Source organism: Micromonospora sp. ABR4_055 (assembly GCF_056160425.1).
Window position 1 is genome coordinate 1 of the sequence record NZ_JBSWXD010000074.1, and the last position, 14,159, is coordinate 14,159.

Consider the following 14,159-nt stretch of genomic DNA (forward strand, 5'->3'; position numbering starts at 1 on the left):
CCCCCCCCCCCCCCCCCCCCCCAAAAAAAACACCCCCCCCCCCCAGACACCTGGCTGTGTTTGGGGGGCGGGGGGGGGGGGAGAAGAGAGGGATTGGTGTCTGGGGGGGGGTGTGTGGGGGGGGGCGGTGTTGGTGGCACTGGGGTCCCCCCGGCACCACCGCCGAAGTCGAACCCGATGCCACCGTCGCCACCCTGGTCGTCACCGTCGTTGGGGTCGGCACCGTTACCGGGAGTACGGGTGGGGTCACCTTCGTCATCGTCCTGGTCGCCGTTGTTGTTTCCGCGGCCTGGGCAGAACAGGTCGCCCAGCGGGCCGTCACAGATCCCGCCCTGTCCCGGCTCTTCCGGGTCCGGCGGCGGCGGTGCCGGGGACTTGCCGTTGCCGGCGTCGACGCTGCCGATCTCCCGGGCAGCCGGGAACTGTTCGACGTCCATCCCCTTGTGCGCCTCGTTCATGAAGCGCTGCCAGATGATGGCGGGCAGTCCACTACCACCGATCTTGTTGTTGTTCTTGTCGCGGATCGCCTCGCGGTCCCCGACGTTGCCGACCCACACTGCTGTCGCGATCTGCGGCGTGTACCCGACCATCCAGGCGTCGCCGTTCTCGCCGCTGGACTCGTTGAGCTCCCAGGTGCCGGTCTTGCCGGCGACCGGACGCCCGCCGTTGAGGTCCCTGTTGATGTTGTTCGGGATCTGGGTCAGCACGTCGGTCAGGTCCGCCACCACCTCCTGCCGGATCCGCTGCTCCGGCTTGAGCTGCTCGCCACCGGCCGTCACCCATTCACCGCTGACCAGGTTCTTCTTCTCCACCGAGATCACAAAGTGGGCCTTGTTGTAGACCCCACGGTTGGCCAGCGTCGCCACCCCGTTGGCGTGGTCGAGCACGGTCACCGGGTACTGCCCGTACCCGACCACGTTGAAGAACGGCGACGGGGCGACCTCCTTCGGGTCGGCCGTGGTCAGGTCGTACGGCTTGTTGTCGGCGGTGTTCCACATGGTGCCGACGCCGGCCGCCTTGGCCATCCCGACCACCTTGTCGGCACCGATCTGCTCGGTGACGTGGTAGAAGGGCACGTTGTAGGACTGGACGGTGGAAAACTCCAGCGAGCACCACTCGCCACAGCTGGCGTTCCGGCCGGCGTTCTGCACCTGGATCTCGGTGCCCTCGACCTTGAACGGCTTGGCCGTCCAGTGCGAGTCGACCGAGATGTCGTTGTCCAGGGCGGCGGCCAATGTGTAGATCTTGAACGTCGAGCCGGGTGAGTGGCCGCCGGTCCACTGGCCGTTCTCGTAGTTGCGGCCGGCGTAGTCATGCCCGGTGCCGTTGTCGCCGCCGAAGTAGGCGAGCACCCGGCCGGTCTCCGGATCGATCGCGACCATCGCCGCCATCAGGTTCTCCGGCTGGCCCTCCATAGCCGACCCCTTGGCCTTACGCCAGATCGCCTTCTCCGCAGCGTCCTGCATCTTCGCGTCGATCGTCGTGACGACGCGGTAGCCGCCCTGCCGCAGCTCCTGCGAGCAGGTGTCCGGCGTGCAGATGCCCATCTGCACCATCTCGTCGCGGACGTAGTTGATGACGTTGCCCTCGGGGGTGTTGATCCCGCAGTCGATGATGCAGCTGTTCGGGTCGACCTGCCGGATCTCCGGGTACTCGGTCGGTCGCTCGGCCTCGGGCAGCCAACCCATCTCGACCATGCCACCGATCACGTACTCCCAGCGGACCTTGGCGTCGGCCTCGTTGACTGCCGGGTCGTAGCCCTGGTGCCCGGTGGTTGCGTCCGGCTCCGGCTGCTTGATGACCGCCGCGATCACCGCCCCCTCGGCGACCGACAGGTCGGCGACCGACTTGCCGAAGTACTGCTGTGCGGCGGCCTCGATGCCGTACGCGCCGCGGCCGAAGTAGATCGTGTTCAGGTAGAAGCCCATGATCTCGGACTTGTCGTACCGGTCGGTGAGCTTCGAGGCCAGCACCGCCTCGCGGACCTTTCGGGCGTAGGAGACCTCCTGCAGGTCCATCGCGTTCCGGGCGTACTGCTGGGTGATCGTCGAGGCACCTTGCCGGGTGCCGCCGGTGAAGTTGTTCCAGGCCGCTCGGGCGATACCGACGTAGTCGACGCCGGAGTGCTCGTAGAACTTGCGGTCCTCGGCGGAGGCCACCGCCCGCTGCACGTGCTCGGGGATCTGGTCGACGGTGACGAACACCCGGTTGAACTCGCCCAGCTTGGCGATCCGGGTGGTGCCGTCGCTGGCGTACATCGTGCTGGCCAGCGGAAGCGGCAGCTCCTCGGGCAGGGCCACTGTCGTGGAGTAGTAGGTGCCGCCGACGACGGCACCACCGGTGAGCATGATCAGGACCGCGAACGACGCGATCAGCAGGTTGATCCGCCGACGCTGCTTGGCCCGTTTCGCTGCGGCAGGGTCGCTGCCGCGACCGCCCCGGCCACGGCGTCCCGGACCGGACGGGCCGTCGGGTCCGCCGGGTCCGCCGGGACCGCCGGGACCTCCGCCGAACTCACCGGCCGGCGAGACCGGTCGTACGCTGGCCCGCCCGACGGTCGCCCGGCCGACTCCGGAACGGCCGGCGGCACCGCCGACCGAGGCGCTGCCACCGACCGGGGCGCCACCGCTGACCGGAGCCCGGCCACCGACCGAGGCCCGACCGGCTGGACCGCCGCCGACCGACGCTCGTCCGGCGGAGGCCCGTCCGGCGGAGGCGCCGCTGACCGGAGCCCGGCCACCGACCGAGGCCCGACCGGCGCCGGGGTTGGCCGGTCCACGGGAAGCATCTCCGCCGTACCGACCCGCGTCGGAGTCGCCCCGCGCGGAGGGGCCGCGGGCCGGCCCGGCGTCGTCCGTCCCGGCCCAGTGGTAGTCATCCGGCTCGGATCCGTATCCGCCACCGCTGCCTGGACTGTAGGCACGCCCGTGGGCGGAGTTGGGGTCGCCGTACGAGTTCATGTGTCACACCCTGCCGGTTGCGGTGGTGCGCTCCAGCGCCACCACCGGTCTGCCGTGAGTTGGCCCACTACCGGTGCCGGAGCGACACCAGCAGCCGAAAGCCACTTCATCAGAAATATCGTGACTTGTCCGGTCAACCAGTAACCTTGCCCTGCCTACTCTCTGGTGCCTACGCAGCGACCGGGCAATCAGGTTCACCGTTGGGCCTCTCGCCTTCGTTTGGTCATCGATGGACGGCCGCCGCCGGACACGGCGATCGCGCCGTCAGCCTCGCCGTCACCGCCGGCGGCACCTAGACCGTCCCGGCCGAGAAGATACTGCTCCACCAGGTGGTTCCAGTTACAGACGCGACACACCTCGACGACGTACACCTGGAACTCACGCAGCGTCATCGCCAGCAGCGACAACTCGGCCCGGTTTCGGGCCTGTCCGGCGGACTGCTTCAGCTCATCGCCATAGATGTAGTGCACGTGGGTCAGGTTCTCGCGGTGACAGATCGGGCAGCTCTCGTCGGTCGACTCGCCGTGGTACCGGGCAGCACTCTTCAGGTATGGCGAGGCATCGCAAACCTCATGGCTGCTCACCCGGCCGGCGAACACCTCGCGCAGCACTGCTCGCCGCTGAAGCGAGTAGTCGACGACCTGACGCTGCGAACGCATGGCCACGAGCGTACGCGGTCCCCGCTGACCTTGGCGACTACGGTCACGATCAGTAGCCGACCGTACGCAAGGAACCATTTGCCCGGTGTCTGGTTTCCGTCTACCGTGTCGATGTATCGGCTCGATACATCGGATCGACGAAGCCGGGCAGACCACGAGGTAGGAGGGGCAGCGTGCTCGAACTCGCCATCCTCGGCCTGCTTCAGGAGTCCCCTATGCACGGTTACGAGCTCCGTAAGGAACTCGCCGCCAAGCTCGGGGCGATCCGTGCCGCGATCAGCTACGGCTCGCTGTATCCCACCCTGCGCAGGCTGCAGGCCAACGGCCTGATCGCCGAAGCCGACGACCCCACGACCACCGACGCGGAGATCCCGGCACTGACCAGCCGCCGCGGCCGGGTCGTCTACACCATCACCGCCGAAGGCAAGGAACGGTTCGCCGACCTGATCGCCCAGACCGGTCCGGAGACCTACGAGGACACCGGGTTCGGCGTGCACTTCGCCTTCTTCTCCCGGACCGACCGGGCCACCCGGCTGCGAATCCTGGAGGGGCGGCGGCGCAAGATCGAGGAGCGCCGGGAAGGGCTCCGCGAGGTGCTCGGTCGAGCCGCGGAACGGCTCGACGCGTACACCCTCGAACTCCAGCGGCACGGACTCGACGCCTGCGAACGCGAGGTCCGGTGGCTGGAGGAGCTGATCGCCAGCGAGCGGTCCGGCCGGGCCCCACGCACCGGCCACCCCGATCCCATGAAGTTCGAACCCGCAGAGAACGATCCGCCCCCGCCTGGACAGACCAGGGAGGCTCCGCCGGGACAGCCCGGAGACGAGCCGGAGCGGCCGTGAAGAACAAGAAGGAGGCAAACGCGATGGGCTCCGTCCGCGTCGCCATCGTCGGTGTCGGAAACTGCGCCTCGTCCCTGGTCCAGGGCGTGGAGTACTACCGCAACGCCGACCCCAACGACCGCGTTCCGGGTCTCATGCACGTCACCTTCGGCGACTACCACGTATCGGACGTGGAGTTCGTCGCGGCGTTCGACGTGGACGCCAAGAAGGTCGGCATGGACCTCGCCGAGGCGATCAACGCCAGCGAGAACAACACCATCACCTTCTGCGACGTACCGCCCACCGGGGTGCTGGTGCAGCGTGGCCCCACCCTCGACGGGGTAGGCGAGTACTACCAGGAGGTCATCCAGGAATCCGACCAGCAGCCGGTCGACATCGCCCAGGCGCTGCGCGACGCGCGCGCCGAGGTGGTCGTCTGCTACCTGCCGGTCGGCTCCGAGCAGGCCGCCCGGCACTACGCGCAGGCCGCCATCGACGCCGGTTGCGCCTTCGTCAACGCCCTGCCGGTGTTCATCGCCTCGGACCCGGTCTGGGCGCAGAAGTTCACCGACGCCGGGCTGCCGATCGTCGGCGACGACATCAAGAGCCAGGTCGGCGCAACCATCGTGCACCGGGCCCTGGCCAAGCTGTTCGAGGACCGGGGCGTCGAGCTGCTGCGCACGTACCAGCTGAACTTCGGCGGCAACATGGACTTCATGAACATGCTGGAGCGCACCCGGCTGGTCTCCAAGAAGATCTCGAAGACCCAGTCGGTGACCTCCCAGGTGCCGCACGAAATGGCCAAGAGCGACGTGCACATCGGCCCGTCCGACCACGTGCCGTGGCTCGACGACCGCAAGTGGGCGTACATCCGGCTGGAGGGCCGCTCGTTCGGTGACACCCCGCTGAACGCCGAACTCAAGCTTGAGGTCTGGGACTCACCCAACTCCGCCGGCGTGATCATCGACGCGCTGCGCGCGGCGAAGATCGCCCTCGACCGGGGCGTCGGCGGCCCGGTCCTGTCGGCCTCGTCCTACTTCATGAAGTCGCCGCCGGAGCAGTACGCCGACCACGACGCCCGCCAGGCGGTCGAGGACTTCATCGTCAACAAGATCGAGCGCTGATCCCGGCCGTTCGCCGGCCGATCGGCACCTCGCGTCGCCGGGCGGTCCCGCTGCTGTAGCGGGGCCGCCCGCGCCGCGTTCAGGTCCATGCCTGCCGCAGCGCCACCGCCGCCTCCAGCTCCAGCAGGTGCCGTTTGCGGGGCAGCCCGCCGCCGAAGCCGACCAGCTTGCCGCCGGCCCCGACGATCCGGTGGCAGGGCACGATCACCGGGATCGGGTTGCGGTTGCAGGCCACTCCGACCGCCCGCGCCGCCTGCGGGTCGCCCACCGCCGCAGCGACCGCACCGTAGGTTTCGGTCTGTCCGTACGGGATGTCGGTCATCCGCCGCCACACGGCCCGCTCGAACTCCGTGCCCCGCCGCACCGACAGCGGCACCGTGAAACCGGTGGACGCACCGGCGAAGTAGCCGCGCAGTTGGTCGAGCGCCGCGCACAGCACCGGGTCCGTCGGCGCGGTGTCGACCACCTCGTCGGTACGCCCGAACAGCACCCGGCACACGCCGACGTCGTCAACCGCCACCGACAGCTCACCGATCGGTGAGTCCAGCACCGCCCATCGCATCCGCCGATTGTCCGCCGGTCGGCTGACTGGCCGGGTCACCGGGTGCGGGCGGCACCGCGGCCGACATGAACAGGGCCACCTCGTCGGCGTACGGCGGCGGGTAGCGGGTGGTGTCGATACCGCTCAGGGTGAAGCCGAGCCGGGGGTACGCGGGTACCGCCGCTACATTGACGTTCTGGGTCTCCAACCAGATCTCCCGGGCGGCGTTCTCCCGGGCGGTGACCCGGGCGATGCCGATCAGCTCCCGGGCCACCCCGCGCCGACGGTACGCCGGGGCCACGTGCAGCTCATTGACCACCTGCCGCCCGTTCCACCGCTGGTAGGTGGTCGCCATGAAGCCGACCGGCTGGTCGCCGTCGATCGCGAGCGCGTACAGGTCCCACGGCCGACCGCCCTCGGTGACTCCTTCGGTCAGGTCGTACCGTTTGCGCACCGGCGGCGACACCGGCACCTCCCGCAGCGTGAAACCGTCGGTACCGGCCACGACGTGGTACATCGAGGTGGCGACGAACGATGTGTCGAGCTGCCGAATCGCGGCCAGGTCGGCGGGGGTCGGCACCGAGCGGACGAGCACCTGCACCCGCCGATTGTCCCATCGGACCGGCAGCTGGACGACAGCTCGAGGCCCGACCGATCCCCGCCGGCGTCACCTGGGACGCAGCGCGACCGGCCTGGCAGACCTGGGCTCGGCTGGATCTCGTCAGCCGATGAACCGTAACCGCTCGCGGGTGCCGTCCGGGTAGGTAACGTGCAGGGCACCGCCCTCACGTTCGACCGCATCGAGGATCGCGTCGTAGAGCAGCACGGACCGGTTGAGGATGTCGGTCTTGGAATCGCCGGTCTCACCGGCGATCTTCTCCAAGGCCGAGATCGCCCTCGGAGTGAAGTTCGCCGTCACGCGGGTCAGCGCTCCGACAGCCGCAGTCCCGGCTGTGGAGGACTCCTCGCGGCGGCCCCCGGTACCGGTGTGTTCGGTCGAACCGTTCGAGGGCCGACCCGATGCGGCCGATCGCACTCCGTCAGGAGCATTTGGTAGTGGACTCATGACTGCCTGTCTCCTTTGCGTGACGAGCTGGTCACGGACGTCGTCCCGACAATCAGGACCATTGGCCCCACGCACGCCGCCACTCAGGGTAACCGAACGGGCGTACGTTGTAGATGATGCCACATCTGCATCGAATATGTGCCCCTCTTGCGTATGAGTGATGTACCTCAGACATACGATCTGACATCCACCAACCTGCTAGATCTTGGTCCGGTCAAGCTAGCGCTTCCTGAGTTGCGAATCAATCTCAAGTTTCACATCCCACAGCCCTCGACCACGACAGGTGTGCCCTCGGCTTCACCCGAAGCGGATGAATGCGCTCCGCGACCGGTCATCAGGGATCGATTCGACGGCCAACCCAGAGTCCAATCACATTGAGTGACACATCAGTCACCCCTAGATCCGACGAGTTATGGCAGCCAGATACGTGCTTCATGCGTGTATCGTCAGCGTGTCTCACACACTATGAGGCACTCTCAGTTGCATAGACTGCTACACGAAGACCGATCACGTTCAGTTCACTCTGCTACGAGGATGCGAGAAGTACGGATGGCAGACGGAGCCCAGCGGGACACCCGGGAGATCGACCTCGCACACGAGGAGCCCAGCGCCAAGGCTGAACAGGTCCCGATACAGCCCGACAAGATGACGGTCAGCGTCCGCAACCGCTTGCTGACCCTGCGCGGCGCCGTCGAGGTCAAGGGACAACTCCACCAAACGATCAACCTGGCGATTGTCTGCGCGTCGACTCTGCTCACCACGGTCGTGGTGGCTGCGGTCTGCCGTGCGGCGTCCGTGCCGTACTGGTGGCTGACCCTGGCAGCGACGGCTCTGGCCGGTGTCTGCGTCTTCTTCGTCGGGCTGCGTCTCCTGACACCGACGCCGCATCCCCGCACTCGATCCGGCCGGCGCCCCGGCTGACCAGGCTGGCCGCCCTCGACGCCCGCCATCTGACGACGGCATCACCAATCTTACGAGAAAGGAACACTAATGTCCCAGACCAGGACGCTTGACCTTAAATTGGGCCGACGGTGGCGGCTCCAGGTCACCTGGGGCCCACGACGGCTCCTCCGCGAGGACTACGTCGAGAGCATCATCGTGGACAGCGACCACGAGCTGCGGTCACAGCTGATGTCGCTCGCTTCCGACCCGTGGGTTCAGGACATCCACTGCGAGCGCTACTACGGGACCCGGCCGGCGCGGCGGTACCGGACGGCGAACTGCTGAGTGGACTTGTCACCTGACTCTCAGCGCTTGGACATCTCTGCGGTGTGGAGCGTCGTGCGCTGTGTCATGGTGTCGCCGTCGCACTGGTAGCTGGCCGGGTCGAACTCGACGATCAGGGCCTGGCTCTCCGAGTCGACACCCGGGGCGCTCAACGTGACCGTGCCGTCCGCGTCGACGTCGCTGAAGGAGACCGTGCCCTCCAGGGCACGGAAGCGGTAGGTGACCCGTCCGCTGATGGTGAGGGTGACGACGGTCCCGGCTACGAATCCTTCGAAGGTGGTGCCGTCGCCGTAGTCGGTGGTGCCCGATCCGTCCTCGCGCAGCTCGACCCGGGCACCGGGGCCGACGCCGGTGAACGTGGTCCTGCCGAACGGCTCGTCCAGCGCGATGTCCTCCTCGTACGAGTCCACCTGCCAGCTGCCGACCACGCATGGGTCCACCAGCGGCGGCGAGGCTTCCCTCGGGGTCGGAAGGTCGCTGGGGGTCGGAGAGGCACTCGGATCGGCCGTGACCCGGTTGCCGTCGTCAGTACCGCGGACCGCGATCAGCACGCCGATCGCCGCCACCAGTACGACGAACGTCGCGCCGAGGGCCACCAGCGGGACCAGGTAGGACCGGCCGCGGTCGGGCGGCTGCGGCGCCATCGGGTAGCCCGGATAGCTCGGCGCGCCGCTGCCCGGGTAGACCGGTGCCGGTGGCTGCTGCGGCGGGTGTCCGGGGTAGCCGGCCTGGCTGGACGGAACACCGCGGTACGTACCGCACTGGAGGCAGTAGCCGGCCTGGTTGACGGACGCACCGCCGCAGACCGCACACGGCTGCATCTGGGCCCTCCCGGTTGATCAGCTGTCGGTGGCGCGCGACCGCCAGCAAGATCGCCGCACCCGTCCGTCCTGCGACGGTAGTCGAGCGGCACAACGCCCGGTAACCACCGGTCCGGGCGTGACGGGTGGCTAACCGGCGTCGGGCAGGATCCCTTCGGCCCGTGCCCACCGCAGCAGCTCCGCCTCGGCCTCGTCGCGGTCCAGCGGCCCGCGCTCCAGCCGGGTCTCCTTGAGGTGCCGCCAGGCCCGACCGACGACCGGTCCCGGCGGTACGCCGAGCAGCTCCATGATCGCGTTGCCGTCCAGGTCGGGGCGGACCCGGGCCAGATCCTCCTCGGCCTGGATCCGGGCGATCCGCTCCTCCAGCGCGTCGTAGTCGGCGGCCAGCGCGGCGGCCTTGCGCCGGTTGCGGGTGGTGCAGTCGGACCGGGTCAGTTTGTGCAGTCGGGGCAGCAGATCCTCGGCGTCGGTGACGTAGCGGCGGACCGCCGAGTCGGTCCACTCGCCCCGGCCGTACCCGTAGAACCGCAGGTGCAGGCCGACCAGCTTGGCCACCTGGGTGGTGACCTCCTTGGGGTAGCGCAGCGCCTTCATCCGGTGCCGGGTCATCCGGGCACCGACCACCTCGTGGTGGTGGAAGCTGACCCGGCCGTCCGATCCGACCGCCTTGGTCGCCGGCTTGCCGACGTCGTGCATCAGCGCCGCCATCCGCAGCACGAAGTCGCAGCCGTCGCTCTCCAGCCGGACGGCGTTGCTCACCACGGTCAGCGTGTGTTCGTACACGTCCTTGTGCTGGGCGTGCTCGTCGATCTCCAGCCGCAGCCCGGACAGCTCCGGCAGGAACCGGTCGGCCAGCCCGGAGTCGACCAGCAGCCGCAGCCCGGCGACCGGGTCGGCACCGCACAGCAGCTTGCTGAACTCGTCCCGGATCCGCTCGGCGGTGATCCGGTCCAGGTCGGCCGCCATGGCGGCCATCGCCGCGCGGACATCCGGATGCACGGCGAACCGCAGCTGCGCGGCGAACCGGGCGGCCCGTAGCATCCGCAGCGGGTCGTCGCCGAACGAGTCCTGCGGCGTCCCCGGGGTACGGATGATCTTCGCGGCCAGGTCGCTGACCCCGCCGTACGGGTCGGTGAACCGGTGCTCGGGCAGGCTGACCGCCATCGCGTTGATGGTGAAGTCGCGCCGCCGCAGGTCGTCGGCGAGACTGGTGCCGTAGGCGACCACCGGGTTGCGGGTCACCCCGTCGTAGGCCTCCGCCCGGTAGGTGGTGATCTCCAGGGTCATCCCACCCCGCCGGGCGCCGATGGTGCCGAACTCACGGCCGGTCTCCCAGATCGCCTCCGCCCAGCCCTTGAGCACCCCCAGGGTCTGGTCCGGGTGCGCGTCGGTGCAGAAGTCCAGGTCGCTGCCGAGTCGGCCGAGCAGCGCGTCGCGGACCGAGCCGCCGACCAGGTGCAGCTCGTGGCCGGCGGCGGCGAACCGGTTGCCGAGTTCGTCGGCGACCGGGGAGACCCGGAGCAGTTCGGTGACGGCGTTGCGTTGCACGGCGGTCAGATCGCCCGGGGTCGCCGCGGTGCGGTCGGACCCGACGGTGGCACGAGCGTCAGGGGCCCGACGATCGGTGGCGCGGGCATCGGTGGCGCGAGGCGCGGAGGTTTCGGACATGGGATCGCCAGAGTAGCCGCTGTGGCCGTCGCCGCCCCCGCCGGGCAGGATGAGTCACCGTGCCGATTCCCGAACCGTTGGCCAGCCTGACCACCGATCCGACCTTCTGGGCGGCGTACCTGCCGCCGGTGGCCGGACCCGCACCGGCCCACCACGCGCAGACCCGGGTGGTGCTGCCGGTCGCCGACGGCTACGGCCTGGTGCTGGAGATCGATCTCGGGTACGGCGAATGCCTGCTCGGCCTGCGCCAACCGGGGGCGTCCGAACCGCTGCCGCTGGCCCGGCTGGATCCGGGCCGGCCGTACGCGGCGGTGCTGCGCTGGGCGGAGCTGGACCTGATCGGCCGGTTGCTCGCCCTGGACGATCCGGCGTGGCCGCATCCCGGTCTGCTGGTGGCGCTGCTGCACCGGTACGCACCACCGGCCGGTGACCCGCCGGCGGCGGACCGGGCAGCCACCATGCTGGCCACCGCGCTGCGCGCACTGCGCCGCGACGAGCCGTCGGGAACCGAAGACCCGGCAACACCTGATGGCCCGGCGACCTCTGGCGACGGCCCGGCGGGCGAGCCGGGCGTCGCCGACGCGTCGGCGACGACGGCGGGTCCGGTGCAGCCGCCGCTGGAGCTGTTCGCCGACCCGTCCTGGTGGCCGGCACCGGCCACGGTCGACCCTCGGATCCTCGACGACGAGTCGGTGGCCCGGCAGGTACGTGACCATCTCGACCACGGCGCCCGGACACACTGGCGGTACGCCGTCGGCTGGGGGTGGGTGGCCGCCGGGCAGCCGGACGGCCCTGGCGCACCGGCCCGCGTCCTCGGTGCGGAGTCCTTCCCGTTCGACGAGATCACCGAGTTGGTACGCCGCGCGGCGGCCCGGCACCGCCGGCTGCTCGACACGCCGTGGCGGCGTACGCCGGCCGTGGCCGAACTGGCCCGGCGGGCCCGCGACACCGGCGACCTGGCGGTGATGCCGGTACTCGGTCGGACGCTGGCCGAGGCCGGCTGCGACCATCCGACGCTGCTGGACGCGCTGACCGAGCCGGTGGTGCCGGCCGAGGCCGCCTGGGTGGTCGACGCACTGTCGGGCATCGTCCCGGCCGACGACGACGGCCGATAGGCTCGAGCCTGCGTCCGGCGCGGCGGTTCCGGCGTACCGGCGGGGTGGAGGTCCGATGAGTAGCGGGTTGTACCGGAGCACGAACGCCGACCCCGGTCGGGGCGGCCCGGAGCCGGACGGCGCCACGCTGATCTCCGTTGGACCGGGCGGCCAGCCGGTAGTGGAGTCGACCGCGCCACCGTCCGAGCCGCCGGCGGCCATGCCGGACCCGGCGGTGCAGGAGCCGCAGGAGGGCGGCAGCGCCGCCACCAACAGCGCGGTCATGGCGCTGGGCAGCCTGGTCAGCCGGGGCACCGGCTTTCTGCGGACGCTGGTGCTGGCGGCGGCGCTCGGCGGATCGCTGGTCGGTAACGCCTACACCACGGCGCAGATCTTCCCCGGCATGGTCTACGAGTTCCTGCTCGGCGGAATCCTGACCAGCGTCCTGGTGCCGGTGCTGGTGCGGCGACGCAAGTCGGACCCGGACCGGGGTCAGGCGTACGCGCAGCGGCTGCTGTCGCTGGCGGTGCTGGCGCTGGCCGTCGCCACCCTGGTCGCGATGGCGGCGGCACCGCTGCTGACGCTGCTCTACTCCAGTGACCGCACCACGGAGGAGTTCCGTGACCTGGTCACTCTGCTGTCGTACCTGATGTTGCCGATGATCTTCTTCACCGGGTTGTCGGCGCTGGTCAGTGCGTTGTTGAACACCCGGGGGCACTTCGCGGCGCCGATGTGGGCACCGATCCTCAACAACCTGGTGGTGATCGCCACCCTGGGCACGTACATCGCGATCTTCGGTGCCCGGATCATCGAACCGGACGAGATGACCCCCGGCCGGATCGTGCTGCTCGGCGGCGGCACCCTGCTCGGCGTGGTGGTGCAGGCCGCCGGCCTGGTCCCGGCGCTGCGCAAGGTCGGTTTCCGGTGGCGCTGGCGGTTCGACTTCCGCCAATTGGGCCTCGCCGAACTGGGTCGGCTCGGGGTCTGGATGTTTTGCTACGTGGCGGTCAGCCAGCTCGGCCTGGTGGTGGTGTTCAACCTGCTGAACCGGGCGGGCGACGAGGACGAAGCCGGCCCGCTGATCTACAACAACGTGTTCCTGCTGCTGATGATGGCGCACGGCATCGTCGCCGTCTCGGTGATCACCGCGCTGATGCCGCGGATGAGCTCGGCCGCTGCCGACGGCCGCTACGCGGACATGGCCGTCGACCTGGCGCGCGGCACCCGGACGGTGACGGCGGTACTCGCGCCGATCGCCGTCTGCTACGCGGTGCTGGCCACCCCGGTTTCCTTCTCCTTGTTCCGGTACGGCGCGTTCGACACCGAAGCCGCCGACGCCACCGCCGTGGTGCTGCTGGCGGCGGCGGTCGCTCTGGTGCCGTTCGCGGTCAGTCAGTTGTTCACCTTCGGCTTCTACGCCCTGCCGGACACCCGCACCCCGGCGTTGATCAACATCCCGGTGGTGGCGCTGCGGATTCTCGTCCAGATCGGGCTGTTCGTCGCCCTGTCGGTGCAGTTCGCGGCGGCCGGCCTGATGATCGGCAACGGGGTCTCGTACCTGGCGGCGGCGGTGCTGTCGGCCTGGTTGCTGCGTCGCCGGGTCGGTCGGATCGGGTTCGGCGGAATCATGGTCACCTTCGGCAAGGTGGCGCTGGCGGCCAGCGGTGCCGCCCTGGCCGGGTGGCTTGTCGTCACGCTGCTGCCGGGTGGTGACACGCCGAGCCAGCCGTTGGCGATCCTGCAACTCGTCGGCGGCGGTGCCGCCGTCGGGCTGGTCTACCTCGGGTTGGCGGTGGTCCTGCGGATCCGCGAGATCGTCGACGTGCTGGCGATGGTGCGCCGTCGCCTCGGCCGCTGACCGTCGAGATCAGCCTGTGGACCAACCTGTGGATAACCGGGTTGGACACGCTCGACACCAGGTCAGCGCCTGTGGATAACTCAGAACCAGGATCCTCGTTACGGGCGGTGTCGGAGTGTCGGTGGCCCGGTCGCGGTGGGGCGGTCGGGTGGGCTGTCGCGGCGGGCTGGGAGCGGCACCCGGGCGGTACAACGTATATTTGCGATGGAGGTTATGCGTCCGGCCGTACGGGCAGGGTGGCGTTGACCGGGTCCGGTCGGCGCGGGTCCGCCAGACGGCAGGTCGACCCCCGGTCGGCATTGCAAGAGCTGCGGGAAGCT

13 protein-coding genes are annotated in these 14,159 nt (G+C 69.6%); 6 read left to right on the top strand and 7 right to left on the bottom strand.

What is annotated here, in order from left to right; translation table 11 throughout:
• Both ACXAHD_RS17915 and ACXAHD_RS17920 read right to left on the bottom strand, forming a co-directional pair.
• Positions 1 to 2,960, bottom strand: a 2,960-nt coding sequence (locus ACXAHD_RS17915) for a transglycosylase domain-containing protein (RefSeq protein WP_475051810.1), incomplete at its 3' end; no start/stop codon positions are given.
• 194 nt (positions 2,961 to 3,154) lie between these two features.
• Positions 3,155 to 3,619, bottom strand: coding sequence for a DUF5318 family protein (locus ACXAHD_RS17920; RefSeq protein WP_281552328.1), 465 nt, complete (start codon positions 3,617 to 3,619; stop codon positions 3,155 to 3,157).
• 173 nt (positions 3,620 to 3,792) lie between these two features.
• On the opposite strand from ACXAHD_RS17920, the gene ACXAHD_RS17925 reads away from it, so the two are divergent.
• Positions 3,793 to 4,461, top strand: a complete 669-nt coding sequence (locus ACXAHD_RS17925) for a PadR family transcriptional regulator (RefSeq protein ID WP_281552329.1) — start codon at positions 3,793 to 3,795, stop codon at positions 4,459 to 4,461.
• A gap of 23 nt (positions 4,462 to 4,484) precedes the next feature.
• Positions 4,485 to 5,564, top strand: a complete 1,080-nt coding sequence (locus ACXAHD_RS17930; RefSeq protein WP_281555769.1) for an inositol-3-phosphate synthase — start codon at positions 4,485 to 4,487, stop codon at positions 5,562 to 5,564.
• 79 nt (positions 5,565 to 5,643) lie between these two features.
• Here the strand turns inward: ACXAHD_RS17930 and ACXAHD_RS17935 are convergent, their stop codons facing one another.
• From ACXAHD_RS17935 to ACXAHD_RS17945, 3 genes are all read right to left on the bottom strand, one after another.
• Positions 5,644 to 6,126: a methylated-DNA--[protein]-cysteine S-methyltransferase gene (locus tag ACXAHD_RS17935; protein WP_281552330.1), complete on the bottom strand. Its 483-nt coding sequence runs from the start codon at positions 6,124 to 6,126 to the stop codon at positions 5,644 to 5,646.
• The gene (locus ACXAHD_RS17940) at positions 6,092 to 6,706 is read right to left on the bottom strand and encodes a GNAT family N-acetyltransferase (protein WP_475051817.1); all 615 of its coding nucleotides are present in this window, start codon (positions 6,704 to 6,706) and stop codon (positions 6,092 to 6,094) included. Before ACXAHD_RS17940 ends, ACXAHD_RS17935 begins: the two co-directional genes overlap by 35 nt.
• A 120-nt stretch (positions 6,707 to 6,826) precedes the next feature.
• Positions 6,827 to 7,024 (bottom strand): hypothetical protein, encoded by a 198-nt coding sequence (locus tag ACXAHD_RS17945; protein ID WP_281552332.1) that lies wholly within the window; start codon positions 7,022 to 7,024, stop codon positions 6,827 to 6,829.
• 696 nt (positions 7,025 to 7,720) lie between these two features.
• Between ACXAHD_RS17945 and ACXAHD_RS17950 the strand changes: the two genes are divergently transcribed.
• Both ACXAHD_RS17950 and ACXAHD_RS17955 read left to right on the top strand, forming a co-directional pair.
• Positions 7,721 to 8,092, top strand: coding sequence for a hypothetical protein (locus tag ACXAHD_RS17950; protein ID WP_281552333.1), 372 nt, complete (start codon positions 7,721 to 7,723; stop codon positions 8,090 to 8,092).
• A gap of 69 nt (positions 8,093 to 8,161) precedes the next feature.
• Positions 8,162 to 8,398, top strand: a complete 237-nt coding sequence (locus ACXAHD_RS17955) for a hypothetical protein (protein WP_475051820.1) — start codon at positions 8,162 to 8,164, stop codon at positions 8,396 to 8,398.
• A gap of 20 nt (positions 8,399 to 8,418) precedes the next feature.
• On the opposite strand, the gene ACXAHD_RS17960 is transcribed toward ACXAHD_RS17955, so the two are convergent.
• Both ACXAHD_RS17960 and ACXAHD_RS17965 read right to left on the bottom strand, forming a co-directional pair.
• Complete coding sequence (locus ACXAHD_RS17960; RefSeq protein ID WP_281552335.1) at positions 8,419 to 9,219, bottom strand: hypothetical protein; 801 nt, start codon at positions 9,217 to 9,219, stop codon at positions 8,419 to 8,421.
• Positions 9,220 to 9,348: 129 nt separating this feature from the next.
• Positions 9,349 to 10,887, bottom strand: coding sequence for a CCA tRNA nucleotidyltransferase (locus tag ACXAHD_RS17965; protein ID WP_281552336.1), 1,539 nt, complete (start codon positions 10,885 to 10,887; stop codon positions 9,349 to 9,351).
• Positions 10,888 to 10,946: 59 nt separating this feature from the next.
• Here ACXAHD_RS17965 and ACXAHD_RS17970 point away from each other — a divergent pair, with 59 nt between their 5' ends.
• Together ACXAHD_RS17970 and murJ are read left to right on the top strand one after the other, a co-directional pair.
• Positions 10,947 to 12,002, top strand: a complete 1,056-nt coding sequence (locus tag ACXAHD_RS17970) for a hypothetical protein (protein ID WP_475051824.1) — start codon at positions 10,947 to 10,949, stop codon at positions 12,000 to 12,002.
• Between the two features lie 55 nt (positions 12,003 to 12,057).
• Positions 12,058 to 13,839, top strand: coding sequence for a murein biosynthesis integral membrane protein MurJ (gene murJ / locus ACXAHD_RS17975; RefSeq protein ID WP_281552338.1), 1,782 nt, complete (start codon positions 12,058 to 12,060; stop codon positions 13,837 to 13,839).
• Positions 13,840 to 14,159: the final 320 nt, after the last annotated feature.

Coding starts and splice junctions, on each gene's coding strand:
- ACXAHD_RS17935 (WP_281552330.1), bottom strand. CDS start 6,126: ATGCGATGGGCGGTGCTGGACTCACCGATCGGTGAGCTGTCGGTGGCG.
- ACXAHD_RS17950 (WP_281552333.1), top strand. CDS start 7,721: ATGGCAGACGGAGCCCAGCGGGACACCCGGGAGATCGACCTCGCACAC.
- murJ (WP_281552338.1), top strand. CDS start 12,058: ATGAGTAGCGGGTTGTACCGGAGCACGAACGCCGACCCCGGTCGGGGC.
- ACXAHD_RS17930 (WP_281555769.1), top strand. CDS start 4,485: ATGGGCTCCGTCCGCGTCGCCATCGTCGGTGTCGGAAACTGCGCCTCG.
- ACXAHD_RS17920 (WP_281552328.1), bottom strand. CDS start 3,619: ATGCGTTCGCAGCGTCAGGTCGTCGACTACTCGCTTCAGCGGCGAGCA.
- ACXAHD_RS17965 (WP_281552336.1), bottom strand. CDS start 10,887: ATGTCCGAAACCTCCGCGCCTCGCGCCACCGATGCCCGCGCCACCGAT.
- ACXAHD_RS17960 (WP_281552335.1), bottom strand. CDS start 9,219: ATGCAGCCGTGTGCGGTCTGCGGCGGTGCGTCCGTCAACCAGGCCGGC.
- ACXAHD_RS17955 (WP_475051820.1), top strand. CDS start 8,162: ATGTCCCAGACCAGGACGCTTGACCTTAAATTGGGCCGACGGTGGCGG.